The 25,868-nt window shown below is 55.3% G+C and carries 29 protein-coding genes; 12 read left to right on the forward strand and 17 right to left on the reverse strand.

The features are described 5' to 3' along the window. Nucleotides 1–40: 40 nt before the first annotated feature. The 10 genes from JDW22_RS12115 to JDW22_RS13775 form a co-directional block, all read right to left on the reverse strand. Nucleotides 41–577, reverse strand: coding sequence for a hypothetical protein (locus tag JDW22_RS12115; RefSeq protein ID WP_200523261.1), 537 nt, complete (start codon nucleotides 575–577; stop codon nucleotides 41–43). A gap of 2 nt (nucleotides 578–579) precedes the next feature. Continuing rightward, nucleotides 580–738 (reverse strand): hypothetical protein, encoded by a 159-nt coding sequence (locus tag JDW22_RS12120; protein ID WP_200523262.1) that lies wholly within the window; start codon nucleotides 736–738, stop codon nucleotides 580–582. A gap of 91 nt (nucleotides 739–829) precedes the next feature. Beyond that, nucleotides 830–1,060, reverse strand: a complete 231-nt coding sequence (locus JDW22_RS12125; RefSeq protein WP_200523263.1) for a hypothetical protein — start codon at nucleotides 1,058–1,060, stop codon at nucleotides 830–832. After that, nucleotides 1,057–1,254, reverse strand: coding sequence for a hypothetical protein (locus tag JDW22_RS12130; RefSeq protein ID WP_200523264.1), 198 nt, complete (start codon nucleotides 1,252–1,254; stop codon nucleotides 1,057–1,059). The genes JDW22_RS12125 and JDW22_RS12130 overlap by 4 nt, the downstream gene beginning before the upstream one ends. Beyond that, complete coding sequence (locus JDW22_RS12135) at nucleotides 1,251–1,523, reverse strand: hypothetical protein (RefSeq protein ID WP_200523265.1); 273 nt, start codon at nucleotides 1,521–1,523, stop codon at nucleotides 1,251–1,253. Before JDW22_RS12135 ends, JDW22_RS12130 begins: the two co-directional genes overlap by 4 nt. Nucleotides 1,524–1,575: 52 nt before the next feature. Then, nucleotides 1,576–1,902 (reverse strand): XRE family transcriptional regulator, encoded by a 327-nt coding sequence (locus JDW22_RS12140; protein WP_289004570.1) that lies wholly within the window; start codon nucleotides 1,900–1,902, stop codon nucleotides 1,576–1,578. 3 nt (nucleotides 1,903–1,905) lie between these two features. After that, nucleotides 1,906–2,259 (reverse strand): hypothetical protein, encoded by a 354-nt coding sequence (locus JDW22_RS12145; protein WP_200523266.1) that lies wholly within the window; start codon nucleotides 2,257–2,259, stop codon nucleotides 1,906–1,908. After that, complete coding sequence (locus tag JDW22_RS12150; protein ID WP_200523267.1) at nucleotides 2,256–2,984, reverse strand: AAA family ATPase; 729 nt, start codon at nucleotides 2,982–2,984, stop codon at nucleotides 2,256–2,258. The genes JDW22_RS12145 and JDW22_RS12150 overlap by 4 nt, the downstream gene beginning before the upstream one ends. 31 nt (nucleotides 2,985–3,015) lie before the next feature. After that, nucleotides 3,016–5,286, reverse strand: coding sequence for a Mu transposase C-terminal domain-containing protein (locus tag JDW22_RS12155; RefSeq protein WP_200523268.1), 2,271 nt, complete (start codon nucleotides 5,284–5,286; stop codon nucleotides 3,016–3,018). Further along, on the reverse strand, nucleotides 5,283–5,672 hold the full coding sequence (locus JDW22_RS13775; RefSeq protein ID WP_235965506.1) for a helix-turn-helix domain-containing protein: 390 nt from the start codon (nucleotides 5,670–5,672) through the stop codon (nucleotides 5,283–5,285). Before JDW22_RS13775 ends, JDW22_RS12155 begins: the two co-directional genes overlap by 4 nt. Nucleotides 5,673–5,871: 199 nt before the next feature. Between JDW22_RS13775 and JDW22_RS12165 the strand changes: the two genes are divergently transcribed. From JDW22_RS12165 to JDW22_RS12185, 5 genes are all read left to right on the forward strand, one after another. Next, nucleotides 5,872–6,684 carry a S24 family peptidase gene (locus JDW22_RS12165; protein WP_200523269.1) on the forward strand — a complete coding sequence of 271 codons (813 nt, stop codon included), beginning with the start codon at nucleotides 5,872–5,874 and terminating at the stop codon, nucleotides 6,682–6,684. A 66-nt stretch (nucleotides 6,685–6,750) separates the two neighbouring features. Then, entirely contained in the window at nucleotides 6,751–7,707 is a 957-nt protein-coding gene (locus JDW22_RS12170) for a hypothetical protein (protein ID WP_200523270.1), read from the forward strand. 267 nt (nucleotides 7,708–7,974) lie between these two features. Continuing rightward, the gene (gene mfd / locus JDW22_RS12175) at nucleotides 7,975–12,153 is read left to right on the forward strand and encodes a transcription-repair coupling factor (RefSeq protein WP_200523271.1); all 4,179 of its coding nucleotides are present in this window, start codon (nucleotides 7,975–7,977) and stop codon (nucleotides 12,151–12,153) included. Between the two features lie 99 nt (nucleotides 12,154–12,252). Continuing rightward, nucleotides 12,253–12,654, forward strand: a complete 402-nt coding sequence (locus JDW22_RS12180) for a hypothetical protein (RefSeq protein ID WP_200523272.1) — start codon at nucleotides 12,253–12,255, stop codon at nucleotides 12,652–12,654. A gap of 98 nt (nucleotides 12,655–12,752) precedes the next feature. Then, nucleotides 12,753–13,454, forward strand: coding sequence for a glycoside hydrolase family protein (locus JDW22_RS12185; RefSeq protein WP_200523273.1), 702 nt, complete (start codon nucleotides 12,753–12,755; stop codon nucleotides 13,452–13,454). Nucleotides 13,455–13,562: 108 nt separating this feature from the next. Here JDW22_RS12185 and JDW22_RS12190 read toward each other — a convergent pair whose 3' ends face one another. Then, a complete protein-coding gene (locus tag JDW22_RS12190) occupies nucleotides 13,563–14,057 on the reverse strand; it encodes a GlcG/HbpS family heme-binding protein (RefSeq protein WP_200523334.1) in 495 nt (164 codons plus the stop codon). A gap of 386 nt (nucleotides 14,058–14,443) precedes the next feature. Between JDW22_RS12190 and JDW22_RS12195 the strand changes: the two genes are divergently transcribed. Then, the gene (locus JDW22_RS12195; RefSeq protein ID WP_200523274.1) at nucleotides 14,444–14,722 is read left to right on the forward strand and encodes a hypothetical protein; all 279 of its coding nucleotides are present in this window, start codon (nucleotides 14,444–14,446) and stop codon (nucleotides 14,720–14,722) included. 76 nt (nucleotides 14,723–14,798) lie between these two features. Continuing rightward, on the forward strand, nucleotides 14,799–15,569 hold the full coding sequence (locus JDW22_RS12200; protein ID WP_200523275.1) for a hypothetical protein: 771 nt from the start codon (nucleotides 14,799–14,801) through the stop codon (nucleotides 15,567–15,569). Between the two features lie 160 nt (nucleotides 15,570–15,729). Here the strand turns inward: JDW22_RS12200 and JDW22_RS12205 are convergent, their stop codons facing one another. From JDW22_RS12205 to JDW22_RS12225, 5 genes are all read right to left on the reverse strand, one after another. After that, entirely contained in the window at nucleotides 15,730–16,107 is a 378-nt protein-coding gene (locus JDW22_RS12205) for a hypothetical protein (protein WP_200523276.1), read from the reverse strand. 194 nt (nucleotides 16,108–16,301) lie between these two features. Continuing rightward, nucleotides 16,302–17,084, reverse strand: a complete 783-nt coding sequence (locus JDW22_RS12210; protein WP_200523335.1) for a TrmH family RNA methyltransferase — start codon at nucleotides 17,082–17,084, stop codon at nucleotides 16,302–16,304. Nucleotides 17,085–17,261: 177 nt separating this feature from the next. After that, on the reverse strand, nucleotides 17,262–18,671 hold the full coding sequence (gene trkA / locus JDW22_RS12215; protein WP_200523277.1) for a Trk system potassium transporter TrkA: 1,410 nt from the start codon (nucleotides 18,669–18,671) through the stop codon (nucleotides 17,262–17,264). Between the two features lie 744 nt (nucleotides 18,672–19,415). Continuing rightward, a complete protein-coding gene (locus JDW22_RS12220; protein WP_003797848.1) occupies nucleotides 19,416–20,345 on the reverse strand; it encodes a LysR family transcriptional regulator in 930 nt (309 codons plus the stop codon). A gap of 148 nt (nucleotides 20,346–20,493) precedes the next feature. Further along, the gene (locus tag JDW22_RS12225; protein ID WP_200523278.1) at nucleotides 20,494–20,994 is read right to left on the reverse strand and encodes a phosphatidylglycerophosphatase A family protein; all 501 of its coding nucleotides are present in this window, start codon (nucleotides 20,992–20,994) and stop codon (nucleotides 20,494–20,496) included. Between the two features lie 115 nt (nucleotides 20,995–21,109). On the opposite strand from JDW22_RS12225, the gene JDW22_RS12230 reads away from it, so the two are divergent. The 5 genes from JDW22_RS12230 to JDW22_RS12250 all read left to right on the forward strand — a co-directional run bounded on the left by JDW22_RS12230 (nucleotide 21,110) and on the right by JDW22_RS12250 (nucleotide 24,863). Further along, the gene (locus JDW22_RS12230; RefSeq protein ID WP_200523279.1) at nucleotides 21,110–21,967 is read left to right on the forward strand and encodes an SDR family oxidoreductase; all 858 of its coding nucleotides are present in this window, start codon (nucleotides 21,110–21,112) and stop codon (nucleotides 21,965–21,967) included. 86 nt (nucleotides 21,968–22,053) lie between these two features. Then, nucleotides 22,054–22,332 (forward strand): oxidative damage protection protein, encoded by a 279-nt coding sequence (locus JDW22_RS12235; protein WP_200523280.1) that lies wholly within the window; start codon nucleotides 22,054–22,056, stop codon nucleotides 22,330–22,332. A gap of 156 nt (nucleotides 22,333–22,488) precedes the next feature. Then, nucleotides 22,489–22,725 carry an acyl carrier protein gene (acpP, locus tag JDW22_RS12240; RefSeq protein WP_200523336.1) on the forward strand — a complete coding sequence of 79 codons (237 nt, stop codon included), beginning with the start codon at nucleotides 22,489–22,491 and terminating at the stop codon, nucleotides 22,723–22,725. Nucleotides 22,726–22,817: 92 nt separating this feature from the next. Next, nucleotides 22,818–24,065, forward strand: coding sequence for a beta-ketoacyl-ACP synthase II (gene fabF, locus JDW22_RS12245; RefSeq protein WP_200523281.1), 1,248 nt, complete (start codon nucleotides 22,818–22,820; stop codon nucleotides 24,063–24,065). A gap of 249 nt (nucleotides 24,066–24,314) precedes the next feature. After that, entirely contained in the window at nucleotides 24,315–24,863 is a 549-nt protein-coding gene (locus JDW22_RS12250) for a YbhB/YbcL family Raf kinase inhibitor-like protein (protein ID WP_200523282.1), read from the forward strand. A gap of 102 nt (nucleotides 24,864–24,965) precedes the next feature. Here JDW22_RS12250 and JDW22_RS12255 read toward each other — a convergent pair whose 3' ends face one another. Further along, a complete protein-coding gene (locus JDW22_RS12255) occupies nucleotides 24,966–25,760 on the reverse strand; it encodes a helix-turn-helix transcriptional regulator (RefSeq protein WP_200523283.1) in 795 nt (264 codons plus the stop codon). Nucleotides 25,761–25,868 lie beyond the last annotated feature (108 nt).

Below are 25,868 nucleotides of genomic sequence, written 5' to 3' on the forward strand. Positions count from 1 at the left end.
GCCGTAGGGTTAAAAAATCGGTTTTTGCTTTTCAGGCTGCCTATCGCTGCGCGCGGTGGCAGGCTTGTTGCATTTGTTGGCACAGCTTATGCGCTCTAGCTTTTTGCTCTGCGCTGGGCGGTGCGGCGGCGCTCGGCGGTTCGCTCTTGGGTACAAGGCGCGTGCCTTCGGGGTAGCTGCCGGCGCTGTGGTTTGGGTTTACGCTTTGCGCTGCGCTTGCTGCGTGCTCTTGATTACCGCCGTTGTTTTCAGGCTGCCCATCCCGCGCATGGCTTGCGGCGGCTAAATAATCTTCCAACGCCAAATGGTCGGTCAGCGGCGTTTTCAGGCTGCCTGAAACCTTATCCGCCAACATTTGCTGCAAGGCGCTTTGCCACTCTGCTGCCGTGCTGTCGTTAAACATGGCTTGCACGGCGGCGAGATGCGCGGCAATCTCGGCAAAGCTCAATTTGCCGCCCTCGGGAGCAAACCAGCCAATGTATTGCATCAACAGCTTGGCGCTTTCGCCGCCCATCTGCGCCACCGTCCAGATGGCGCTGCGGGCGTAGCGCAGTTCCTGTTCTAGCTCGGCGGTCATGGTTACGCTCCTTTGTGTTGCGTTTCTTTGCGCTGCAAAGCGGCAACCAGCAAGCGGATAACAATATCGCGGCGTATCACTTGCAAGCCGTTGGCGGCGGCAAACATGGCCAGCAGGCAGGCGAGCAACAAGGCGACATCGCGTTGGCTGTCAACCTTCATCCCGATAACAAGCCCGCCGTTAAGCATTATCTGCAGCGCATAAAAAACCATCTTGGCGCGCTCCTCTGTGCGTGCCAATCGCCATGTGCTTTTAAAACTCATTTTTAGGTTCATATTTACACTCCGCTGCTTTTAGGCAGCCTGAAAAGTTGTTTTGCATTGCCAAGCCGTGCAGCGCGGCATAGACGGCATCGTTTTCATGGCTGTATTCGGGGATAACGCCATACAGCAATTCGCCGTTGTAGGTGGTGATGTCGCAGCCGAATTTGTTATCCCGCCGTGTGATGCGGATTTCCAAGCTGTACTCTTTAACAATGTTCATTCGCCGTCCTCCAAAAACGCGTTGGGATACTGCTGTTTCACGCTGTGCATCGCTGCCGCCACGCTGTAAAACGTTTTTTCTTTGCTACCATCCAGCCGCAACACAGCTTGGTTACTGGCGGGGCGGTGCTCAATCGTGCCAATCGGCAAGGCATCGTGCGTGTAGCTGGGCAGGTAAACGGTGTAGCGGATCATGGCTCGCCCTCCTCACTCGCTGCCGCCCATCTATCCACCAACGCTTCCGCCTCATCGCATTGATACCGCGCCTCCTGCTCCGCTGCGTTTAAATCCGCATACGGCGTGTTCCACAGCGCATCGCAGTTTTTCTCCACCGCCACGGCGGGCTGGAGCACAGGCGGCTGGGCGTGCGAAACCGCCGCCGTCATCATCGCGCCTGCGGTCATTCCCGCCGCCAGCATCGCCATATCGCGCCAAAATCCGCGCAGTAAATAATCTTTGTTCATTTTTATATTTCCTTTAATATCAAATAGTTACCGAAATCACTAGGCAAAAAAATTATTGCCCACAGCGTTTGGCGCACTTTTGGCACGCCAGCCATTGCTGCATCTTGATGGGGTTATGCGTGGGGGCTTTGCCGCTGGCGGTATCGCGGCATTCATGCAGCGGGATGGTTTTGCCCTGATATGGGCAAGCCACCGTTTCATACCGCGCCGCCACCGCAGCCGCCACGCGGTCGGTTTTGCCCGCATACTTGCCATGCACGATCAGGCTTAACGTCGTGCCGCTATACCCCAGCTCCGCCGCCACTTGCCGCAGGCTTGCCGCCGCAATCCGCGCTTTAAGCAGGGCAAACCAGCCCTCGTTCATATAATCTTTAAACACCTTTTAAACTCCCTGTGTATGCCATCCGCTAATCATAAAATCCGCGCTTTTGCCTTTTGCTGGCGGGGTAGCTTTTGCCTTGCGCGGCGTGTTTGCCTTGGGCATTGCCGCGCGTTTGGGCTTGCCCAGCTGCCGATAAATCGGCGCAGCCGCAGGCGCATTCGCCGCCAAGCAAAACCGCCCATCGCCCGCCTTGCGCAGCAAGCTATGCCGCAGCAAAGTGTTCACATAGCTGCCAATCTTCACTCGCCCCACCTTGTGCGTCATCGCCACATAAGCATGCAATTCCGCCTTGCTAAACGCGCCCAGTATCTTCATCGTGCGCCAAATGGTGCATTCAATCGGTTCAGTATTCATGCTTTCACGCTCCGTTTCGGGCTTTCGCCCTTGTAAAACTCAAAGCCGCCTAGGCTTTTCAGGCTGCCCAGCTCCACCGCATCAAGGTTATTCATCGCCGCCGCCTCGGCAAGGTTTACCAAATTCACCGTAACCCGCCGCACGCTGCCGTGCGCCAGCTCCACCAAATGCCGCAACACATCATCGCCCAGCCGCACATTCGGCGCATAAGCCTCCGCCAGCAGCCGCGCATCCTCCAAGCTCACCGGCTGCGCGGGAATCCAGCTCAACACCCGCCCGTGGAAGCGCTCAAAGCGTTTGAGCTTATTGGGCATCTGCTCCTCGCCCACCAGCAAAATCGGCGATTGGCTGCCTTCATACACATCGCGCACCAGCTCCACCATGCCGTTTTTGCCCACCAGATAATCCGCTTCGTCCAAAATCAGCGGGCGTTGCGTGGCGGCAAGTTGCTCGCATATCGCATCCAAACACGCCGCCGCCGTTTTCGGCGCAGCCATGCCCATTTCAAAACACAGCTTTTCCAGCAGCGTTTTTTTGCTCCACGCGCTGCGCAGCTGCACATAATAGGCTTGCGTTTTGTTGGCAATCGCCACCGTTGCCGTGGTTTTGCCAAAGCCGCTCGGACCATACAGCACCCCCAAGCCGGGTAAACCATCCTGCCGATTCACCAGCCGCGCCATCGCCACGGCCACCAAAGATAAATTATTGATATTGGCTATTTTCATAGCGTTTACACTCCTGTTTACTCAAAAAACCTCAACCAAATTTCAGCATCTGTTCCAGCTCCGCGCATTCGCGCATCACCAGCTGCCCTTTCGGGCTTTCACACCATGCCAAAAAACCTTGCTGCGCCGCGCTCAAAGCCTCATAAGGCAAGGCTTTCAGTCGGTTATAAGCCGCATACTGCGCGTTCGGCAGCGTGGGCACTTGCCAATCCTCCGCCTCCGCTGTCGCTGCCACTTGTTTAGGCTGTCGCCCCAGCTTCAACAGCTTGCCTTCGCCCGCCGCGCCATCCGATGCCCGCGCCATCGCCGCCATTGCCGCCTCCCCTTGCGCTTTTAGCTGCGCCCCATCCAGCCGCAAGCCGCCCAAATCCACGCTGCTGGCGTGTTCCAACACCGGCGCACCGCGTGTGCCATCCAACAGCGCAATCTTGCCCTCGTGCCGCTTGATTTGCGCGTCCACCCGTTTTTCCTTGTCTTGCAACAACACCGATTTCGGGAAAAAATCGCGCTGATTCGCGTTCCACTCCATCCGCCCGATATACCGCCCATCCTCATCAAACAGCCACACAAACCGCGCATCATGCTCGTTATAAGCCACGCGCACCTCCTTGCCCTCCCAATCCGCCAAAGCAGCATTAAAGTAAATGTTATTGCGCAACCGCACCTCGCAGCGGCTAAATCGGCGCACCACCTGCGGCAAGAATAAATACATCTGCTCATCCGCCGCCACAGGCATAGGGCGTTCCCCCTCAGGCATCAACAGCCACTTCTCCGCCCAGCATTCATTTGGCGTTTTGCGCCGCGCCGCCCCGCTCACATCCAACACCATCTCCATGCTGCGATGCGGCGTGTTGTTATACTCATCAATCGCCTGCGCAATCAGCGCACGGCATTCCGCAAACGTCGGCAGCAAACGCGGCTTCGTGCTCGCAATATTCGCCAAAGCAGGCACCCCCGCCCATTCCGCCGGCACATCCCGTCCCGCCAAAGCCAGCTGCGCCTTTTGCGCCTTGCGCGTCGCCTTATGCACCGCACGGCTCGCCTCCCCATCCATATCCTTGCCAATATAAGTCGGCATCCGCTTCGCCGCCTTTACCAAAATCGTCTTATGCAGCCGCTCAATCACCCCCCGCGCCTGTGAGCTATAAGGCGCAGACAAATGCAACGTCATCCCCACCCGCCCCAGCAAGCCCGTCGCCTCATCATTTAACAGCTTATTGGTATAACCCTTGCCGTTATCCGCATAAAACGCATCCGCCACCCCAAAAGTCGTCATCATCTGCACCATCGCACTGCGCACCGCCCGCCCACTCTCCGCCAAATCCATCCCAAAGCCCACCACCCGCCGCGTGCCCACATCCACAATCAGCGTAATCTCAGGACGAATCGGCGCATGCGGATTATCAGGATGCCCACACTCCGCATCAAAACACTGCCCATCCGCACACACCACCTGCAAAGGCAACAAATGCTTCCACCCCCGCCGCACAAACCCCTGCTTGCTCTTCAACGCCCGCGCCCCCATCCGCCCCTTCTGCCGCGCCAGCTCAGGCATCTTCTCAATCAACCGCCGCACCTGATGCACACTCGGCAGCGCAGCAGCAGGCTCACGCCCCAATTCCCCCCGCGCAAACACCTCATAAGCCGCCTGCACGCTCAACTTCTGCGGCGTTTGCCACACCGCCAAAAACCGCCCAAACCATTCAGGCTGCCCCGCATTCGCTTGCGGCACTTTCGGCATCAAGCTCCCCGCCTTTTCCGCCGCAAACCAACGCATAATCGTCCGACTGCTCGGCAACGCCCCGCCGCCCCCGCGCGCATCATTCGCCAAACGCAGCATTAACCGCGCCTGCGCATAATCATCATTCGGCATCTGCGCCATCGTCAGCAGCGTCGTAATCGCCGCCTCCTTGCCGCAACCACTTTCCGCCATAATCCGCTCCACCAACCGCAACACCCCAATTCGCGCCCCCTCCCGCCCACGCTGCGCCGCTGTGCTACCATTCAAACGCCCCGCATCCAACACCTCGCCCTGATAAGCCGCCCCCGCAACGCAAGGTTCAGGCTGCCCATAAGCCCCCTCCGCCACCGCCGCCGCAGCACGCCGCTGCCAAATCGCATCCAACACCGCAGGCGGCAGCGCATATTCACGCTTCACCCCGCCCTTGCCGCCTTGGCAAGGCGTTTCACGGAATAGCCAGTTTTCTTTTTTTGCCTTGTAATACAAACCCTGCACAGTATTTGGAAGTATTTCCAAACCCATTTCCAAAAGCTCGGAAATAGCAAAATGTGTTTTTCTCATACCGCCGCCTCTTCATATAAATACCGATAGCGCGGGCGTATCCGCCTACCATCTTGTGTCCATCGTTCGGGAAACAGCTCATGCAGCGATTTATTCAAAAACGTTGCAATCGCTTTTTCTCCCGCTAAACTGGGCTGCTTCAATGCCATACTCACCACCTTGGGCGATACGTCATATAGCCTAGCCAAATCTGTTAAGGTCTTACCGCGCATCCTAATTTCCGCGCGAATTAACTCTGGGTGCATATCCATTCCTTTCACATAGAAATCACTCAATCGGCAACCCGAAACGGTTTCAGGCTGCCTGTTCAGTAACCTCCAATCTTGGGGAACAAACCGTCCCCATTTACTCGGTTTTTTTTCCAAATTGTTAAAGAGCGGGTTCAATCGGTATAATGTTTTAAACATTCCGTTTTGAAGTTGTAAACATTATAGCTTTAAAGAAAAAACTTTCAAGCTATTTAGCCCTTGTTTTGCCTTATTTCAGCTAAACAACTGATTTAAAAGAAAACAAAACTTAAAAGATTTTTAAAAGTTTTCTTTAAAGCTGCGCAGTTTTAGCTTTAAAGATAAAAGCGAGACCAAAATGGAAAAAACATACCGGAAAAGTGCCGCAGAATTAGTTGAATTAGCCAAGACACTGGCAACAGAAAACAGCGAAATACGCCTGCCTACTACACCAGCAGGTATTGCCTATCGTGTTGAGAAAGAAAATTGGGATTATGAAGAAGCCCCCACCCAAGGCGGCAAAGGGGGCATGAAGAAAGTGTATTTTTTACCTGACTATCTTATTGATGAAATTAAAGAAAAAGGCTTGTTGCATCTGCTCACGGGCGAAAAATCCAGCGATGCCGCCCAGCCCAAGCCGCGCCGTTCGCCGCCTGCCACGCCTGCCGTGGGTGTGCCATTTTTCATGCGCGCCATGGTGGCAGAATACGCCGATTGGGCGCAGGAGCAAGATACCGAAGCCATCGTGCCCGTGCGCTATCACGTCAATGTGTTTGGCAGCGCAGGCAACGGCTATCAGGTTAATGAGCCAGTGGACACCGAAGCCATGTGGTTTCGCGCCTCGTTCTTTGATTATCTAGGCGTGCCACCCTCGCACTGCTTCTGCACCCGCGTGCGCGGCGACAGCATGCACCCCACGCTGATTGACCGCGGCACCGTGCTGTGGAAAATGCAAAACGGCTACACCCGTGAAGGCATCTACCTGTTCCGCCAAGTGGACGAGCTGCGCATCAAACGCTTGCAGCGCACCAGCCGCAGCGTGTACCGCATCATCAGCGACAACAGCAACAAAGACATCTACCCCGTTGAAACGCTGGATTTAGCGGAGCTAGGGGAATATGACTTTGAGATTTACGGCTTCTACCTATGGGATTGCGGCATGAAAGAATAAGCGCTCATCATTCCTACTAGGTTTTTAATCGTTCTATGACAAAAACCGCGTAAAAATGATAGCTTTTTGCTCATTTTTTCGCGGTTTTTCGCATTTTGCAGATTGGGCGGCTTTGTGCCGCTTGTGTTTGATTGGATTGGAATTTTTGCGAGTCCGTCCGCTCACGCAGCTATGACAAAACTATCACTCCCCCACAGCTGCCTTTCAGACGACCGCAAAAGCAGCCTGAAAACAGACGTAGTTTTTGGACGATTAAAAACTGCGTGCGTGGCAAAGCCACACAGGCTACAACTTACTGATAAAGAAAATATGATGGAAAAAGTCATTCAACAAATTAAAGAAAATTTTTTGGCTGAATATTTAGATCCCAAAAATGACACATGGGAAGACATACTTGCAAGTTCGCCCGTAACCATTTCTGACGACATACTGACCAACAGAGAAAAACAAATCATGCTCAAACATAAACTGTCAGAAAAGATGGCGCATGAAAGAAGTTTGGATATAGATTACTGGATTATCAGGGATTGGGGCGGAATTAAAGGATTTCGCAAAAGCCCCGAAAACAACGATCTGTTAGAGCGGCTGCCTGATTTTCTTGCTGATGGTAAGCTGCCCAAAGAAGTATTTGAGCGGATTTCATCGTTTTCAAAAGTGGCTTCTTTCCTGAATCCAAAGCTGTATGCCATTTATGATTCCCGCGTAATTTTTTCTTTGAACTGGCTGATTTTCAAAAACTATGGCAACAGTAAAAAGCTGTTTCCCCAGCCTGTTGGCAGAAATACCAACTTAGCCAAATATCATCTGGATACTGTTTTTGAATTATCGGGAAAAAAAGTGGAATACCATAACGGCGAAGACGCCTATCACGAATACTGCTCGCTGATGCGGCACTTTTCACAAGAACTTTTTCAAAATGCAAACAAACCGTATGAAACCGAAATGCTGTTATTTCAAATTGCACCCTATGCCATTATTGAAGACATTAAAAACAGTATTCGGTTATCCATCAATATGTTATGAAGACTGGCATAATCCGAAGCGATACCCAAAGGCAGCCTGAAAACGAGCGAAGTTATAGTAGGTCGGGCATTCAAGCCCGACAAACACGGATAAATTTTAAAACGTCGGGCATAAATGCCCGACCTACAAACCACAAACGCCGTCTGAGAATCCGTTTTCAGGCTGCCTTTCAGACGACCGTAAAAAGCAGCCTGAAAACCACCCCAAACCGTTTTTCAGGCTGCCCCCTATTTTTCCAACCAACCCCAAAAAACAAAATCCAACCCCATGACTTTCCCCCTCCCCACCCCATCCGCCCCGCGCGTGCGCTGGCTCAATCTTACCGCCGGCAGCCTGCCATATTTCTTAACCCAAAACCTGCCGCCTGAAACGCTGAAAATCGTGTTCACGCCCGACGCGGAAACCGCGCTGCGGTTGCAAACGGCGTGGCAGTTTTTCCGCCCGTCCGACAACGCGCTGTTTCTGCCCGACTGGGAAACGCTGCCCTATGAGCGGTTTTCGCCGCATCAGGATTTGGTGTCGGAGCGGCTGTCGGTGTTGTGGCAGCTGAAAAACGGTTTGGCGGACGCGCTGTTTGTGCCCGTTGCCACCGCCATGCAGCGTCTTGCGCCCGCGCCGTTTCTGTTGGGGCGCACGTTTTGGCTGAAAACGGGGCAGCGGCTGGATATTGCCGCGCTGCGTCAGAATCTGGTGGAAGCGGGTTACAGCGCGGTGTCGAATGTGGTGGCGGGCGGCGAATTTGCCGTGCGCGGCGGGATTGTGGATTTGTTCCCCACGGGCAGCGACACGCCGTACCGCATTGATTTGTTTGACGATGAGATTGACAGTATCAAAACCTTCGACCCCGACAGCCAGCGCACCGTTGCGCCCGTGTCGGAAATCCGCCTGCTGCCCGCGCACGAGTTCCCCACCGACGACGCGGCGCAAAAAATCTTCCGCAGCCGTTTCCGCGAGGAGGTGAACGGCAATCCGAACGAGGCGGCGGTGTATAAGGCGGTGAGCGGCGGGCAGTTTGGCGCGGGGGTGGAATATTATCTGACGCTGTTTTTTGACGAGGGCTGCGCGACGCTGTTTGACTACATCGGCGCGGACGCGCTGGCGGTGTGCGTGGGCGATGTGCACGCCGAGGCGCGGCGGTTTGAGGCGGAAGTGAAGTCGCGCTTCCAAATGGCGCAGGGCGACGAAACCTATCCGCCGCTGCCGCCGCAGCATCTGTATTTGGCGGCAGACCAGTTTTCAGGCTGCCTGAAAGCCTATCCGCAGATTCATCCCGAGCTGGGCGGCGCGGCGTTTGCATTGCCCGATGTGGCGGTGAACCGCCAAGCAGAACAGCCTTTGCAGGCCTTGCAGGATTTTCAGACGGCCTTTGATGGGCGGATTCTGCTCACCGCCGAAAGCGCGGGCAGGCGCGAAACGATGCTGGGCTTTTTCGCGCAACACGGTTTGAAACCGAAAAGCGTGGACGGCTGGCAGGCGTTTTTGAATGACGATGCACCGCTGTGCATCACAGTAACGTCATTGACACACGGTTTTCAACTGCCGCTCGATGCAGCGGAAAGCCTTCCCAACAGCCATGCCTGCTTTGTGGCGGGCACACTGGTGCATACCGACAAAGGCCTTGTCCCCATCGACCAAATCAAAGTCGGCGATATGGTCTTGTCGCGCGATGAGAATAACCCCGACGGCGAAAACGCCTACAAGCGCGTGCTTTCCACCTTCAAATCGGCAGAAAAACAGCGGATTATTTATCAAAGCTTTAATGCACGGCATGGTACGGGCTATTTATTCTGTACTGAAGACCATCCATTTTGGGCGGACAGGTTGATTGAGCACAAGATAGATGAAAATGGAGTAGAAACGCTGGTTCGCGAGCTGGAAGGTTGGACACCTGCATTAGGATTGGAGGGGACGGAATGCCATTCCTTGCGGACATTTGATAATGATGTGGCGTATGTCAGTACATTTGAAGATAACATCAAAGCTTTAGGCATCGCTTATCCCGATCCTGACTGCAAGATCGTTCTTCTCTGCAATTCCAGTGATACTGCCGGCCTCATCGATTTCAGCGCAGGTCGGCCTGTGATTATCGATAATGACACTCTCGGTCTTCTGCTGCCGACTGAAGAATGCAGCGATAATTTTATGACTGAGAAAAGTCGTGCTATGTCGGAGCGCTTTCATTTTAATGAAATGGGTTACTACCAACATTATCATGACTATGTTTATAACATTGAGGTGGAGGACTATCACACCTATTTTGTCGGTCATACGGGTATTTGGGTGCACAACTGCGCCCCATCCACCACGGAGCGAGCTGTAAACGCCATCGCTGTCATCACCGAATCCGACCTCTACCAATACGTCGCCAAAAGCCGCAGCAGCACGCGCCGCAAGAAACACGCCGCCGTTTCAGACGGCTTGTTGCGCGACCTTGCCGAAATCAGCATCGGCGACCCCGTTGTCCACGAAGAACACGGCATCGGCCGCTACATGGGCTTGGTGTCTATGGACTTGGGCGGCGAAGCGCAGGAAATGATGTTGCTGGAATACGCAGGCGAAGCGCAGCTTTATGTGCCTGTTTCGCAACTGCATTTAATCAGCCGCTACTCGGGCGCGGCGCATGAAAACGTGCAGCTGCACAAGCTCGGCAGCGCAGCATGGAGCAAAGCCAAGCGCAAGGCCGCCGAAAAAGCCCGCGACACCGCCGCCGAATTACTCAACCTTTACGCCCGCCGCGCCGCGCAGGAAGGCTACAAATTCCAGTTTGACGAAGAAGGCTACCGCGCCTTTGCCGACGGCTTCGGCTACGAAGAAACCGAAGACCAGGCCGCCGCCATCGCCGCTGTGATTGCCGATTTAACCCAAGCGCGCCCGATGGACAGGCTGGTGTGCGGCGACGTGGGCTTCGGCAAAACCGAAGTCGCGCTGCGTGCCGCATTCGTTGCCGTAATGGGCGGCAAACAAGTCGCCGTGCTCGCGCCGACTACGCTTTTGGTAGAGCAGCACGCGCAAAATTTTGCCGACCGTTTCGCCGATTTCCCCGTCAAAGTTGCCCAGCTTTCGCGCTTCAACAGCAGCAAAGAAACCCGCGCCGCGCTCGCAGGCATGGCAGACGGCACGGTGGACATCGTCATCGGCACGCATAAGCTGGTGCAGGACGATATTTCGTTTAAAAACCTAGGCTTGGTCATCATCGACGAAGAACACCGCTTCGGCGTGCGCCAGAAAGAGCAGCTGAAAAAACTGCGCGCCAACGTGGACATTCTCACGCTCACCGCCACGCCGATTCCGCGCACATTAAGCATGGCGCTGGAAGGGCTGCGCGACTTCTCGCTGATTACCACCGCCCCCAGCCGCCGCCTTGCCGTGAAAACCTTTGTCAAACCGTTCAGCGAAGGCAGCGTGCGCGAAGCCGTGTTGCGCGAGCTTAAACGCGGCGGGCAGGTATTTTTCCTGCACAATGAAGTAGATACGATTGAGAATATGCGTGAGCGGCTGGAAACCCTCCTGCCCGAAGCCCGCATCGCCATCGCCCACGGACAAATGCGCGAGCGCGAGCTGGAACAAGTAATGCGCGACTTTTTGCAGCAAAGATTCAACGTCTTACTCTGTTCTACGATTATTGAGACGGGCATAGACATCCCCAACGCCAACACCATCATCATCAACCGCGCCGACAAATTCGGCATCGCCCAGCTCCACCAACTGCGCGGACGCGTCGGGCGCAGCCACCACCAAGCCTACGCCTACCTGCTCACGCCCGAATACATCAGCAAAGACGCAGAAAAACGACTGGACGCGATTGCGGCGGCGGACGAACTAGGCGCAGGTTTCAGTCTCGCCATGCAGGACTTGGAAATACGCGGCGCAGGCGAAATCCTCGGCGAAGGGCAGTCCGGCGAAATGGTACAGGTCGGCTTCACCCTCTACACCGAAATGCTCAAACAAGCCGTGCGCGATTTGAAAAAAGGCCGCCAGCCCGATTTGGACGCGCCATTGGGCATAACCACCGAAATCAAACTCCACAGCCCCGTCCTGCTGCCTGAAAGCTACTGCCCCGACATCCACGAGCGATTGGTGCTCTACAAACGCCTCGCCACCTGCGAAACCGAAGGGCAAATCAACAGCATCCACGAAGAATTAGTGGACAGATTCGGCCTGCCCGAACAGCCCGTAACCACCCTGCTCGAAAGCCACCGCCTGCGCCTGGCCGCCAAGTCGCTCGGCATCACCGCCATTGATGCATCGTCTGATTCGCTCACGCTTACCTTTGGCAAACACACTAGCGTCGAGCCTGCAGATATTATTCTGCTCATGCAGAGCAATAAAAATTACCGCATGGCGGGGGCGGATAAATTGCGTGTTACGGCGGTGATGGAGGATGTGGAAACGCGGGTGAAAACTGTAAGAGCGGTGTTGAAGAAATTGGACGGGAAGGCAGCCTGAAAATGCCCATCCGAAAATTCACCCGCAACAGTGCCGACAGTGAGCAGGGGCGTGTTGGCAGTCGGTTTTTGAAGCGGATTTTGCGGCAGAAAGCGGCAGATGCAAGGCGAAAACGCGAGTCAATGCCGTCCATTGACGAGTGTTTTCAACACGGCAGATGTCGTTTTATGGCGCAAAATCCGCCAAAATACCGGCTGCCGACACGCCCATGACTACTGCGCCCGCCACCGCTACCCCGTGATTGTCATCGCCAACCTCGATGCCGAACACTGCGCCTTGTTCTACGACATCACCGAGCGCGATGGCGACATCACAACCGTCTCCGCCGCCGTGCGCCGAATCGCCGAAGCCTACGCCGAGCTATACGGTTTGCCTGCCGACATCCGCGCCCACTTCGCCGACCAGTGCTATTATTTCAACCTCCCCGTGCGCCGCGAACACGCCGAATACGCCGCCGAAGCGCTGTTTGACTACCTGCTGCGGCAGCTTCGGGCAGCCTGAAAAACGGTCAAACCCTTTTCAGGCTGTCTTTCAGACGGCATCAAAGGCAGCCCGAAACGCCGTCTGAAAAACCAAACACCGCCCGACAAGGAACAACCATGTTCAGCGAAATCAAAAACACCCGCTTCTTTATGGAACGCAGCTTGGACAAACGCGCCCCCGTCCGCATGGAAAACAAAGCTCTCTCGCATTGCGTTTTCGACAATTGCAGTATCGGCACGCAAGACGATGCCGCCAAAATATCCCGTTTCAAAAACATCAGGCTGTCGGATTGCGAAATCCTGAACTGCATGGTCGGCCCCGCCGTGTTTGAAGACATCGAGATAAACAATCTGAAAACGGGCGACATCGCCGTTTTCAACACGCCCCTGCTGAAACGCGTGCGGCTGGCAGGCAAAATCGGCAAACTGAAAATCAGCAATACGGGATTTGACCTAATCCAAGGTTTAAGCGGGGAAATTCTGCGTTTCAAAAACGATTTTTATGCCGACACCGATTGGGCTTTGGACATCTCCCGCGCCCAATTTTTAGATTTTTACTGCTTGGGCGTGCCCGCCCGTTTAATCACAATCAACCACGAAAACCAGTTTGTCGCCCAACGAAGCCGCATTCTGGAAAGCGGCGTGTTGGATTCCGATTTCGCCGGCAGGCATCCGGTTGCGGGCGTTATGTTGCAGTTTCTCATCGATTTGGGCGAAAGCGAAACCGTGCTCGCCGCGCCGATGGCAAAGGCAAAAAAACAGCGCGATGCCGTTTTGGCGGGATTGTTGGAATTGAAGGAGCGTGGGATTGTGGCGTGAGCTAGACCAATTTTCAGGCTGCCTCACCCGCAGGGGCAGCCTGAAAATATAAAACCGCAGCCTGCGTGTGATACAGGCTGCGGTTTTTCAACGCATGGCAACGGTTGTTTACCGTTCCGGCAGGGCGGCTGCGCCGGCTTTGGCAACGCTTTCGTCTTCGTCCACCGAGCCGCCGCTCACGCCGATGCTCCCCACAATCACGCCGGAGCGGTTGACCAGCAACACGCCGCCGGCAAAAATCGCCAAGCCGCCGTTGGTCGCCTCAATGCCGTACAGCTCGGCACCGGGCTGCGCGGCTTTGCCCAAATCGCGGGTGGGCATATTGAAATAGCGTGCCGTTCTGGCCTTGCGGGTGGCGATGTCGATGCTGCCGAGAAAGGCATCATCCATGCGGGCAAACGCTTTCAGGTTACCGCCCGCATCCATCACGGCAATGTTCATCGGCACTTTAATCGCTTCCGCCTTGCGCACCGAAGCCCTCACCACAGCCTGCGCCTGCTCCAAAGTCAGGTCGCCGGGCAAGGTTTTTACCAACGGTGCAGCCCAAGCAGAGGCATTCAGCACGACAGCGCACAGCAGTGCGGCGGTTTTCATATTGCGCATCATCATTCTCCTTGAAAGTTAAAGCCAATCGGGTGTTGCAAGCAGGATTCTAGTCCTTTTGCCCGCTCATTAAAAGCCGACGGCGCAGCTTTCCGCCAGCCTTTGTTTTCTCAAACAGCATGCCGGTTGGTTAGCGCCCGAGAAGCTGGAAAGTTTTGCCCCCTGCCGTGCCGTTCCCGCGATGAACGCAGTCAAGACAGCCTGAAAATCCGTTTCCCGTTTTCAGGCTGCCTTATTGCATCCAAATACCCGTCTCCATTTTTTGTACGCCAATTTCTTATCGTTCTGATGGCAACAAAAACAGCAAACAGCATCGCCAGCGCAGCCTAACGCGCTTATGCCGCAGATTGCGCACTTTTCCCCCTAATTTTTTGGAGAACACCATCATGAACGTTACCAAGCCCGTCGCCATTGCCGTAAGCTGCGCTTTGGCACTTACCGCCTGCAAAAAATCCGTCAGCGTGGACACCAAACGGCACCGCAGCGGCGACAATTCAAAAGCGCTTTTAATCACAGGCAAAAACAACAAAGGCGCAGACCAAAACAATCAAAACAACGGGCAGCAACCCGACCCCGCCGCCCCCCACGCCTACCCCCCAACCTACGCCGCAACCGACTCCACAACCCACGCCCACACCGCAACCAACCCCGATTCCAACGCCTGAGCCCGCCCCCGCTCCGCAGCCGACTCCCACACCCCAACCCGAAAAAATTGCCGAATACGACATCACCGTTGAGCCGATGTCTGTTCACGGTTTGCGCGGCAAAGTGCGCACCAAAGGGCATGAAAGCGTTAGCGATGGCGCAGGCATGACGTTCACCATTGAAGACACCCTGCCCGATAGCCGATTGGGGCGCATGGCAGTACCTTTGGCAGATGGCAAATGGGCGGTGCCTTATGGTTTTAAAACCGCACCGAGCACGCCTGTAGATGTATTGGGTATTCAACGCCAAATGGAACGCGCGCAAACCTTTGCCGATGCAGGCATCGAGCTGATTTGGGACGCTTCACGCTCATCTCCCGTGCGCGACAAATTCACCTTTAATGTGCGCGCCAATTACCAAAAACCCTATCCCATCACCTGCTCGGCATTCCTCAATTTGGTGCTGCAAGGCTATGATTATCAACACTCAACCTATGCCAGCGACAAAAACGAACGCATAGATCCCACCGCCTACACCTATCCGCCGCATCAAGCCTATGGCGTGGCGCGTTGGTTCTTTGCCCACGGCGACGTGTGGATTAACGAAACCAATGAGTTTGAGCGCGGCGATTTATTAGCCTATTCCAAACAAAACCCCGAAGGCGCGGGCACAAGCGGCAAATATTTTGCCAACGTGTATCACGTTGCCATGTATTACGGCAAAGACGCGCAAGGCAACGACTGGGTAATCGATTCTTACGGCGTTGCCTCCGGCGCGGGCGTTACGGATCACAAAATGGGCGAATGGGCGAAAGCGGGCGATATTACCTTGGTGATGCGCCCCAATTACCGGCGCGGCGGCAACTGACCGTATTCGTTTTGCCCCATCAAAAAAGCCTATGCGCGCGCATGGGCTTTTTGTTTTTGCAACGCATCATGGCGTTGCCGCGCACAGCCTGAGGCAGCCTGAAAAGCCAAAACGCCCGTCAAACCATTTGACGGGCGTTTTTTGATGGCGGGCAGCCGTGTTATTTGCCATTGTTGATGCAAGTGGTGTAAACCGCGGCTGCCCATGCTTGCATATGGTCTTGGCGTTCGGCATCGGTTTTGCCGATTTCAATTGTGCCTTTGGGTTGTTTGTAGAGCATATTGTTGATGCCTTCCACGATGTTGCCCACCAATTTTTGCGCTTCGGGCTTGGCGGGCTTAACGTATTTTTGTTGCAGCATTTTCAGCGCGGTAGATTGGTTTTTGCCTGCTTGAAACTGCCCCATAGAATCCAAGGCGATGTTGGCAACAATGGCGCAGTCTTCGTTGAGCTGCTCTTGTTGCGCGGTGGGCGCAGCAAGCGCGGGGGCGGTAAACAGGGCAATCGTAAGCGCGGCTAAGGTGAATTTTTGTTTCATGGGGTTGTCCTTTCGTTCGTTATAAAAATAGTCCGCAGCGGGCGGCACACGGGCATTGTAGAGAGTATTGCGGGCGGGGGCAACTTTTGGGCGGGTTGGCAGCTTGGTGCAACGGCGTTGCCGGCCGAGGCTTTTGCGCCGCCGAGGGCAGCCTGAAAATAATGTTGGCGCGGCAGATTTAAAGATTGGGTTTTTCAGGCTGCCAAGCGTTGCCGCATTTGTTCAAACAGGCAGATGGTGGCGGCTTGGGCGATGTTGAGCGATTCCACCGCGCCTTGCATGGGGATTTTGACCGTGGCATCGGCGGCGGCAAGGATGTCGGGCGACACGCCGCTGCCTTCGTTGCCGAAAATCCATGCGGATGGTGGGCGCAAATCCAAGTCGTATAAGGAAAAATTGTTGTGTTCGGTGAGCGCGGTGGCGAGCGTGCGGTGGGGGTAGCCTGCCAGCCAGTCGCGCAAATTCACGCGCTCGTGCAGCGTGAGCGCAAAATGCGCGCCCATGCCCGCGCGCAACACTTTGGGCGAATAGGCATCGGCGCAGCCCGCGCCCAGCACCACATGGCGGATGCCTGCCGCCGCCGCGCTGCGCAGCACCGTGCCCACGTTGCCCGCGTCTTGCACCGCGTCTAACACGATGCAATCTTCGCGGGCGGGCGACGCGGGGCAGGGCAGGGCGATGAGGCTGATGATGTCGTCGGCGTGGTTCAGGCTGCTGATTTTTTGCAGCAAATGGGGGGCGACGGGGGTGATGCGGTTTTCAGGCAGCCTTGCGGCGAGCGCGGCGGTTTCAGGCTGCCGTAATTTTGGCTCGGGGATGTATACCTGCTGCGGCGTGTTGCCTGCGTCTAAATAGGCGGCGAGCAGGTGCGCGCCTTCCAGCGCGGCTTGCCGGTGTTCGCGGCGGTGTTTGGCGGCGGTTAGGATTTTGGCGAGGTGTTTGAGCTGGGGGTTTTGCGGGGATTGGATGGGTGGCATGGTGTTGGGAATGGGCGGCAAGAGGCAGCCTGAAATCGGGTTGGCGGGCTTGGCGAAGCTCAAAAGGGTTGGCGGATTTTTGCGAAACGAAAACGGGATGGAATATTGGGATGGGCTTGGTTTGCGTTTTTCAGGCTGCCTTGATGCGCGTTCCAAAGGCAGCCTGAAAACAAATCATCAGCCAAAAAAACCCATCTTCACTTGTATCAATTTTTCCAATTCGCGCGAGACGCGGCGGCGGGAAACGAACAGCACCAGCCTGTCGCCGTCGGCAAGGATTTGGTCGTGGTGCCGCCCCATGATGACTTCGTCGCCGCGCACGATGGCGGCGATGTGGCAGGTGGAGGGCCATTTGACTTCGTCCACGCGCCGCCCCACCAGCGATGAGGTGGCGCGGTCGCCGTGCACAACGGCTTCGATGACTTCCGCCGCGCCGCGCCGCAGGGGATAGATGGCGGCGATGTCGCCGCGGCGCACATGGGCGAGCACGCTGCCGATGGTGATTTGGTGCGGCGAAACGATGATGTCCAGCTGGTTGCCGGTGAGCAAATCCACATAGCGGGCGCGGTTGATGACGCTGATGACGCGTTTTGCGCCGAGGTTTTTGGCGAGCAGGCCTGCCATGATGTTGTTTTCATCGTCGTTGGTTAGGGCGCAAAACACGTCAATTTCGTTGATGTATTCGCGCGTGAGCAGGCTTTCATCGGTGGCAGAGCCGTACAATACCAGCGTGTTGTCTAGCTGCTCGGCAAGCCATTCGGCGCGTTGGGCATCTTCTTCAATGATTTTGATGTTGAACTTGTGTTCCATTTTTTTTGCCAGCCGAAAGCCCACGTTGCCGCCGCCCGCAATCATCACGCGATGATTGGATTGGTTGTATTCAAACAGCACATACATCACCGCCGCCATGTGTTTGGAATCAACCATAAAGGCGATTTCGTCGCCTTCTTCGATGACGGTTTCAGGCTGCGGCACAATCAGGCGCGTGTTGCGGTAGATGGCGGAGATTTGGCAGTCGAGGGTTTCGCCCAGCTGGGCGTTGATTTGCACGAGGCTTTTGCCCACCAGCCAGTCATCGGCTTTGGCTTCGGCAACCACCATGCGCACTTTGTCGTGGGCAAAAGGCAGCACTTGCAGGGCGCGCACATAGCTCAACAAGCCTGCGACGTGTTCGGTGAGCAGATGCTCGGGGTGGATGGAATCGGTGATGTCAAAGGCTTTGAGGCTGGCGGATAGGGTGTCGGGGTCTTGATCGGTTTCGCCGTATTCTTGGTAGGCGGAATTGCGCACGCGGGCGATGCGCTGCGGGATGTTGAACAGCGTGGCGGCGAGTTTGCAGGCAACGAGGTTGGTTTCGTCGCTGCGGGTGAGCGCGAGCAGCATATCGGTGTCGGGCGCGCCTGCTTGTTCCAGCAAAACGGGCGAGGCGGCGTTGCCCACCAGCGTTTGCACATCAAGGCGGCTGGCGATGTTTTTCAGGGCTTGTTCATCGGTGTCCACAATGGTTACATCGTTGCTGGGCATGGCGGCGAGTTCTTCGGCGATGGCGGAGCCGACTTGTCCGCAGCCTAAAATGAGGATTTTCACGGGGGTTTTGCAATGGATGGAAAAGGGGGAAATTATACCGAAATATTTTCAGGCTGCCTTTTGGGGTGGTGGGTGAAATGGGTTTCAGGCTGCCTTGATGGATGTAAACGAGGCAGCCTGAAATTCAGTTCAGCGTAACTAGAATGGATTGGCTAGAACGTGCGTTGCGCCGCACACCACGCTTTGGGTTGCTGCTTTGTGGTTGGCTTTGGGTGTGGTTTTAACCATGCGTCTCATGCCGACGGGGCACTTACTTTTCTTTGCTTCGCCAAAGATGAGAACCTGTATTCGCCATCTGCACGGTTGCTTTTGTATTCATTGAACACGCCTATTGCGTTGCCAAGCCAAGCTAATAGAACCACTATTAACTTGGCTTGTCGCCTTGTATTCGTATTCACTGAATACAAAATCCGCTCGTGCAGATAACGAATACAGGTTCTAAGCAAAAGAAAGGCGACCCCGATGTGCAGATGCTTCCCGAAGGCTGCATCCTTTTTTCGGCGCGTGCGAACTAGCCGCGCTTTGCGCGTCGTCGGACAAGCGCACGCTTGTTTCCGAAAAAAGAATGCTGCGTTCGGCTGGATGTAGGGGAGAGGATGGCAGCATTAAACGAGTGTGGTGGGATTAGGCAGCCTGAAATCCAATCATCTCAACAAAAAACCGCGTGGCAAAACACCAAGCGATTTTGTTTTTCAGGCTGTCTTTGCCATTCCCCAAAGGCAGCCTGAAACGAAACCCCCCCCCTCACATCGCCAACACGCTCAACGCAGGCAAATTAGCAAAGCTCTCTTGTCGAATAATCGTGCAAAAATCGTTGATATAAGCACGCTCGCTGTCTTCCTCGCGCATCGCGGCGTAAAGCTCGCTTTGCAATGGCTTTTCGCCAATCGGGCGATGCACCACATAATTTTTCTCCACATACGGCATCACCGCCCAATAAGGCAACGCCGCCACGCCGCGTTTGCTGGCAACCAGTTGCACAATGGTAATCGTAAGCTCGCTGTTGCGCCGCTTGGGGTTGATGCCGCGCGGCAGCAGCACTTTTTTCAACAAATCCAGCATATCATCGGGCACGGGATAGGTAATCAACGTTTCATCCATAAAATCCTCCGCCTGCCACACAGGCTTGTTGGCAAGCGGATGGTCTGGCGCGCAAATACCCACCATCTCATAAGCAAACAGCGGCTGATACGCCACCCCCGCTTGCGGCGCGGCTTCCGACACAATGGCAAAATCTGCGCGATGGGATAACAGCAGCGCCACAGGGTCGGCCTGAAAGCCCGACACAATATCCAATTCCACCTGCGGCCATTGCGGGCGAAACACGCCCATCGCAGGCATCAGCCAATCAAAACAAGTGTGGCATTCCACCGCAATGCGCAATTCGCCCGCCTCGCCTTGCACAATCTGCATCAAATCCCGCTCCGCCGCCGCCACGCGCGGCAGCAGTTCATGCCCCAGTTTCAGCAGCCGCTCGCCCGCCGGCGTGAAACGAATCGGCGAGGTTTTGCGCTCAAACAGCGGCGTGTCAAAATAAATCTCCAACACGCGAAGCTGGTGCGACAGCGCCGATTGGGTTAAAAACACCCGTTGCGCGGCAAGGGAAACGCTGCCCGTTTCTTCCAACGCCAGCAAAGTGCGCAAATGGCGCAGTTCAATAATGCTTTCCGTCATGGCAAATCGCTCTAAAACACAAGATTAAAGAAGAATAGGGCGCGGTTATCCGCCCATCCTTTGCTTGAATACATACAAACGGGTACAACCGTTCGCATCACAACAGGCAGCCTGAAAACCGATAAAACCCCGTTTCAGGCTGCCTCCATCAACACAGCCAAACCAACAGCCAAACTACCGCAATGCTCAACACCGCCGCAATCAAATCATCCAACATCACGCCCAGCCCCCCACGCACGCGCTGGTCAAACCACTTAATCGGCGGCGGCTTCACCGCATCAAAAAAGCGAAACACCGCAAACGAAACCGCCCACCAGCCCAATCCCTGCGGCACGCACGCATAAATCAGCATCATCGCCACAATCTCATCCCACACAATCCCGCCATAATCATGCACCCCCAGCGCACGCTCGGTTACATTGCAAATCCAAATACCAATCAAAAACAAAGCAATGCACAGCAAGCCCAACGCCAGCTTGCTCATGCCACAGCCCAACAGCAGCCCCGCTATAAACACCGCAGGCAGCGTGCCCACCGTGCCCGGCGCTTTGGGTGCAAGCCCCGTGCCAAAGCCAAATCCAACGAAACACACAGGGCGTTGCCACAGCCATGCCCAAGTAACCGCAAAAGCAGGTTTTTGTTTTGCCATAACGCTTCATCCTTGCAAACCCGTTTTCAGGCTGCCGAACACTATATCAAGGCAGCCTGAAAACCATTAAAATGAACCAAATCATACCCCACCACCCAAGAAAGGACAAAACATCATGGCCATTTTGATTACAGGCGCATCCGCAGGCTTCGGCGCAGCCATGTGCCGTGCATTCGTGCAAGCGGGTTATCCCGTTATCGGCGCAGCCCGCCGCGCAGACAAACTCGCCGAGTTGCAAAACGAGCTCGGCTTTATGTTCCAGCCGCTAGAAATGGACGTGGGCGACAAAAATTCCGTCAATATCGCCCTCGCCAGCCTCGCTCAACTCCCCGAAGCCTTCCAAAGCATAGACTGCCTGATTAACAACGCAGGGCTTGCCCTTGGGCTAGAACCCGCCCATCAAGCCAGCTTTGAAGATTGGGAAACCATGGTGCAAACCAATGTGCTCGGGCTGATTTACCTAACCCGCCAAGTGCTGCCACAAATGGTGGAGCGCAACCGAGGCTACATCATCAACATCGGCTCCATCGCAGGCACATACCCCTACGCAGGCGGCAACGTGTACGGCGCAACCAAAGCCTTTGTGCGCCAATTCAGCCTCAATCTACGCGCCGATTTGGCCGGCAAAAACATCCGCATCACCAACATAGAACCGGGCTTGTGCGGCGGCACCGAATTTTCCAACGTCCGCTTCAAAGGCGACGAAGCGCGTGTAAACCAATTATATGAAAACGTGGATTACATCCGCGCCGAAGACATCGCCCGCACCGCCCTATGGCTCTACCAATGCCCCGAACACATGAACGTAAACGCCATAGAAATCATGCCCGTAGCCCAAACTTTTGCCGCCCACACCGTGAGCCGCAAACCCCCCGCATCAGGCAACGCCCCAGCTGATAACGCAGCCAACCACAGCGCAAACGAAACCCAGCCCAAAGGCTTGTTTGGCAAACTGGCTTCGCTGTTTAAATAACCCTTTTCAGGCTGCCTCAACTATTCAGGCAGCCTGAAATTTGCTAATATGCCGCCCATTTCACACCACACAACGAGGAAAGCAAAATGGCCCGCATGGTTCAATGTGTCAAGCTCGGCAAAGAAGCCGAAGGCATGAAATTCCCCCCGCTGCCCAACGCACTGGGCAAACGCATTTTTGAAAACGTCTCCCAAGAAGCATGGGACGCATGGACGCGCCACCAAACCATGCTCATCAACGAAAACCGCCTCAGCCTCGCCGACCCGCGCGCCCGCGAATATTTGGCGCAGCAAATGGAAAGCTACTTTTTCGGCGACGGCGCAGACCAAGTGCAAGGCTACGTTCCCATTGACGAACCCAAATAGGCAGCCTGAAAACTCTTTGCACGAATTTTCATGTAAAGAGTAGTCAAAACAGCAAAAAAGCGGTTAAAATTCGCAAACTCAAAACTAGAGAAACCACTCTATACAACTTGATAGAGATTTATTCAAACCGCCGCAAGGCATTTTTTAAGGACGAACATAATGTCAATTGAACAAAAAGTGAAAAGCATCGTAGCCGAGCAATTAGGCGTAGCCGAAAGCGAAGTGAAAAACGAATCATCATTCCAAGACGACTTGGGCGCAGATTCGCTGGACACCGTAGAACTGGTGATGGCTTTGGAAGAAGCCTTCGGCTGCGAAATCCCCGATGAAGACGCAGAAAAACTGACCACCGTTCAAGCTGCGATTGATTACGTTAATTCAAAACAAGCGTAAGCCGTTTTTGGCAAAACAGCCTCTGATTTTCAGGCAGCCCTGCCCAAATCAGGGGCTGTTTGGCTAAACCCCTTTTATCAAAAGAGAATCCCATGACTCAACGACGCGTTGTTATCACAGGTTTAGGACAAGTATCGCCCGTGGGCAATGACGTGCCCAGCGCGTGGCAAAACCTGCTGGCAGGCAAAAGCGGCATCGGCAAAATCACCCGATTCGACGCTTCCGACATCGCTTGCCAAATCGCAGGCGAAGTAAAAGATTTTGATGTAACCCAATACATCCCGCCCAAAGAGGCCCGTCGCATGGATGCCTTTATCCACTACGGCATCGCAGGTGCCATGCAGGCCATCGCCGATGCCTGTTTGGACGAGTTTGCCGAGTTAGACAAAGACCGCGTGGGCGTAAACATCGGCTCAGGCATCGGCGGCTTGCCCGCCATTGAAGCCACGGCAAACGTGGTAGCCGCAGGCGGCGCGCGCAAAATCAACCCCTTTTTCATCCCCAGCTCGCTGATTAACCTGATTGCGGGGCACGTTACCATCCTGAAAGGCTATCGCGGCCCTAGCTACGGCATCGTGTCCGCCTGCACCACCAGCGCGCACGCCATCGGCGATTCCATGCGGATGATTCAATACGGCGATGCCGACGTGATGATTGCGGGCGGCGCGGAAGGCGCGGTGTGCACGCTGGGCATCGGCGGGTTTGCCGCCATGAAAGCCCTGTCCACCCGTAACGACGACCCTGCCGCCGCTTCCCGCCCGTGGGACAAAGACCGCGACGGTTTTGTGATGGGCGAGGGCGCGGGCGTGTTGGTGCTGGAAGAGTTGGAACACGCCAAACGGCGCGGCGCAACCATTTACGCCGAAATCGTGGGTTTCGGCGCAAGCTCGGATGCCTACCACATCACCGCACCCAATATGGAAGGCCCCGCGCTGGCGTTATCCCGCGCGTTCAAAGATGCCAAGCTGCAACCGAGCGAAGTGGACTACATCAACGCGCACGGCACATCCACGCCATTGGGTGATGCCAACGAAACCAATGCGATTAAATCGGTGTTGGGCGAACACGCGAAAAAAGTGCTCATCAGCTCCACCAAATCCATGACGGGGCATTTGCTCGGCGCGGCAGGCGGCGTGGAAGCCGTTTACAGCGTGTTGGCGATTCGCGACCAAATCGCCCCGCCCACCATCAACCTTGTAAACCAAGACTTTGAAGCGGGCTGCGATTTGGATTACTGCGCCAACGCAGCGCGCAAAGCCGATATCCGCGTGGCAGCATCCAGCTCGTTCGGCTTCGGCGGTACCAACGGCACGCTGGTGTTTAAGCGCTACGAAGATTGATTTGAACAAACACGAAACCGCAAATGCTTGGGCGTTTGCGGTTTTTTGTGCGCGATAGGCAGCCTGAAAATGCTATTGCCTGTTTCAGGCTGCCTCAATGTGGGGTCATCATATAAGGCAGCCTGAAAACGTTATTACTCGTTTCAGGCTGCCCAAATCCGCACAATATTTGCACGTTTCTGCATCATGCAACGCATGGCTCATCCTTATAATCCGTGTTTTCAATCATATTTCAACAAGGAAAATATTATGAAAACATGGCTTTACACCGCTGCGCTGATGGGCTTAACCGCACTATCCACCGCTGCCTCTGCCGAAGGCAAATTTTCCGTGCAAATGGGCGGCTTGCAAAACGGACATTTCGCCCAACGCCATTTGTTAAGCGAAGCCTATGGCTTTGGCTGCACGGGCGGCAATATCGCGCCCACCATTTCGTGGAAAAACGCACCCAAAGGCACCAAAAGTTTCGTGCTAACCATGTACGACAAAGACGCGCCCACAGGTTTGGGCTGGATGCACTGGGTGGTCGCCAATATCCCCGCCAACGTGTCCGCGCTGCCTGAAAACCAACCTTTGCCGCAAGGCACGCTGCAAACGCGCACCGATGGCGGCACAGCGGGTTTTATGGGTGCATGTCCGCCCAAAGGGCAGAATCACCGCTATGAAATCACCGTTACCGCCGTGGATGTGGCAACCTTGCCCAATATCACCGCCGACGCCACGCCCGCGCTGGTGGGCTTTTTCGCCAACGCACACGCGCTGGGCAAAGCCAAAGTTACCGTGCGCCAAGCGCGATAGCAGTTTGATGAAGCAGCAAAAAGGACGCAGTAAGATGCGTCCTTTGGCATTTGAGGCAGCCTGAAAACGAGCGAAGCTAAAACGCACCGCTAAAAAATGTTTTCAGGCTGCCTTGCGCACATCGCTTGGCGTGCAGCCAAAATGCGCGCGAAACTTCGCCGCAAACCGCGCAGGGCTTTCATAGCCCACTGCATACGCCACCTGCGCCACACCCAACGGCGACGTTTGCAACAGCGTGAGGGCGCGCATCATTTTGATGTTGCCCAACAGTTCGCGGAAAGACGCGCCTTCGTTTGCCAACCGCCGCCGCAGCGTTGCTTCGCTCATGCCAAGCCGTTGCGCCACATCCGCTATCTGCCAGCTTGCCGCCATGTCCTGCGCAATCAGTTGGCGTATCTGCTTGCTTACAGGTTGCGCCGAATGCGGGTTGAACACCGTCCTGGCTTGCGCCAGCCAAGCCAGCAATTCCATTGTCCGCGCTGCCAAAACCGTTTCAGGCAGTCGCGCCTGCACGCCTTGTAACACGCGCGAAAGTGCTTCGTTCCAAGCCGCATCAGGGCGGAGCACGCGCGCCAAATCCAGTGTCTCGCGCGCGGGATGCTGCGCGAAAAACTGCGCCGCCCATTCGTCGCCCAGCATCAGCCATTCCGTGCGATAGCCCTGCGCCGCATCGGGTTCGTTCAACACGTCAAACGACTGCCCGCCCGCAATCAGCAGCCATTGTCCCGTCGTTGCAGTCAATTCGCCGCCCGCGTAGCGCAGCGTTTTGCGCCCATGCAACACGCGCACAATCATCGGCTGGTCAAACTGCGATTGCGCGAATGAAAGTTTCTTGTGCTGCAACACGCAGCCCGTTTCCAAATGTTGGGCGCAGGCAAAATGGCGAATGGTCGGCATGGCAAAATCGGCGGATAAAAAACAAATTATAAAAGAAAGGGAAAGCGTTTTCAGGCTGTCTATCCTGCTGCCCATAGGCAGCCTGAAAAACAATTTCCGCCAACCCCT

The organism is Kingella bonacorsii, assembly GCF_016623605.1.
GTDB classification, from domain to species: domain Bacteria; phylum Pseudomonadota; class Gammaproteobacteria; order Burkholderiales; family Neisseriaceae; genus Kingella_B; species Kingella_B oralis.

Coding starts and splice junctions, on each gene's coding strand:
- JDW22_RS12155 (WP_200523268.1), bottom strand. CDS start 5,286: ATGAGAAAAACACATTTTGCTATTTCCGAGCTTTTGGAAATGGGTTTG.
- JDW22_RS12150 (WP_200523267.1), bottom strand. CDS start 2,984: ATGAAAATAGCCAATATCAATAATTTATCTTTGGTGGCCGTGGCGATG.
- JDW22_RS12115 (WP_200523261.1), bottom strand. CDS start 577: ATGACCGCCGAGCTAGAACAGGAACTGCGCTACGCCCGCAGCGCCATC.
- JDW22_RS12235 (WP_200523280.1), top strand. CDS start 22,054: ATGGCCCGCATGGTTCAATGTGTCAAGCTCGGCAAAGAAGCCGAAGGC.
- JDW22_RS12220 (WP_003797848.1), bottom strand. CDS start 20,345: ATGACGGAAAGCATTATTGAACTGCGCCATTTGCGCACTTTGCTGGCG.
- JDW22_RS12130 (WP_200523264.1), bottom strand. CDS start 1,254: ATGATCCGCTACACCGTTTACCTGCCCAGCTACACGCACGATGCCTTG.
- mfd (WP_200523271.1), top strand. CDS start 7,975: ATGACTTTCCCCCTCCCCACCCCATCCGCCCCGCGCGTGCGCTGGCTC.
- JDW22_RS12185 (WP_200523273.1), top strand. CDS start 12,753: ATGTTCAGCGAAATCAAAAACACCCGCTTCTTTATGGAACGCAGCTTG.
- JDW22_RS12230 (WP_200523279.1), top strand. CDS start 21,110: ATGGCCATTTTGATTACAGGCGCATCCGCAGGCTTCGGCGCAGCCATG.
- JDW22_RS12255 (WP_200523283.1), bottom strand. CDS start 25,760: ATGCCGACCATTCGCCATTTTGCCTGCGCCCAACATTTGGAAACGGGC.
- JDW22_RS12250 (WP_200523282.1), top strand. CDS start 24,315: ATGAAAACATGGCTTTACACCGCTGCGCTGATGGGCTTAACCGCACTA.
- JDW22_RS12145 (WP_200523266.1), bottom strand. CDS start 2,259: ATGAATACTGAACCGATTGAATGCACCATTTGGCGCACGATGAAGATA.
- JDW22_RS12200 (WP_200523275.1), top strand. CDS start 14,799: ATGTCTGTTCACGGTTTGCGCGGCAAAGTGCGCACCAAAGGGCATGAA.
- JDW22_RS12180 (WP_200523272.1), top strand. CDS start 12,253: ATGCAAGGCGAAAACGCGAGTCAATGCCGTCCATTGACGAGTGTTTTC.
- JDW22_RS12225 (WP_200523278.1), bottom strand. CDS start 20,994: ATGGCAAAACAAAAACCTGCTTTTGCGGTTACTTGGGCATGGCTGTGG.
- JDW22_RS12120 (WP_200523262.1), bottom strand. CDS start 738: ATGAAGGTTGACAGCCAACGCGATGTCGCCTTGTTGCTCGCCTGCCTG.
- JDW22_RS12125 (WP_200523263.1), bottom strand. CDS start 1,060: ATGAACATTGTTAAAGAGTACAGCTTGGAAATCCGCATCACACGGCGG.
- JDW22_RS12190 (WP_200523334.1), bottom strand. CDS start 14,057: ATGCGCAATATGAAAACCGCCGCACTGCTGTGCGCTGTCGTGCTGAAT.
- fabF (WP_200523281.1), top strand. CDS start 22,818: ATGACTCAACGACGCGTTGTTATCACAGGTTTAGGACAAGTATCGCCC.
- JDW22_RS12165 (WP_200523269.1), top strand. CDS start 5,872: ATGGAAAAAACATACCGGAAAAGTGCCGCAGAATTAGTTGAATTAGCC.
- JDW22_RS12205 (WP_200523276.1), bottom strand. CDS start 16,107: ATGAAACAAAAATTCACCTTAGCCGCGCTTACGATTGCCCTGTTTACC.
- JDW22_RS12135 (WP_200523265.1), bottom strand. CDS start 1,523: ATGAACAAAGATTATTTACTGCGCGGATTTTGGCGCGATATGGCGATG.
- JDW22_RS12195 (WP_200523274.1), top strand. CDS start 14,444: ATGAACGTTACCAAGCCCGTCGCCATTGCCGTAAGCTGCGCTTTGGCA.
- JDW22_RS12210 (WP_200523335.1), bottom strand. CDS start 17,084: ATGCCACCCATCCAATCCCCGCAAAACCCCCAGCTCAAACACCTCGCC.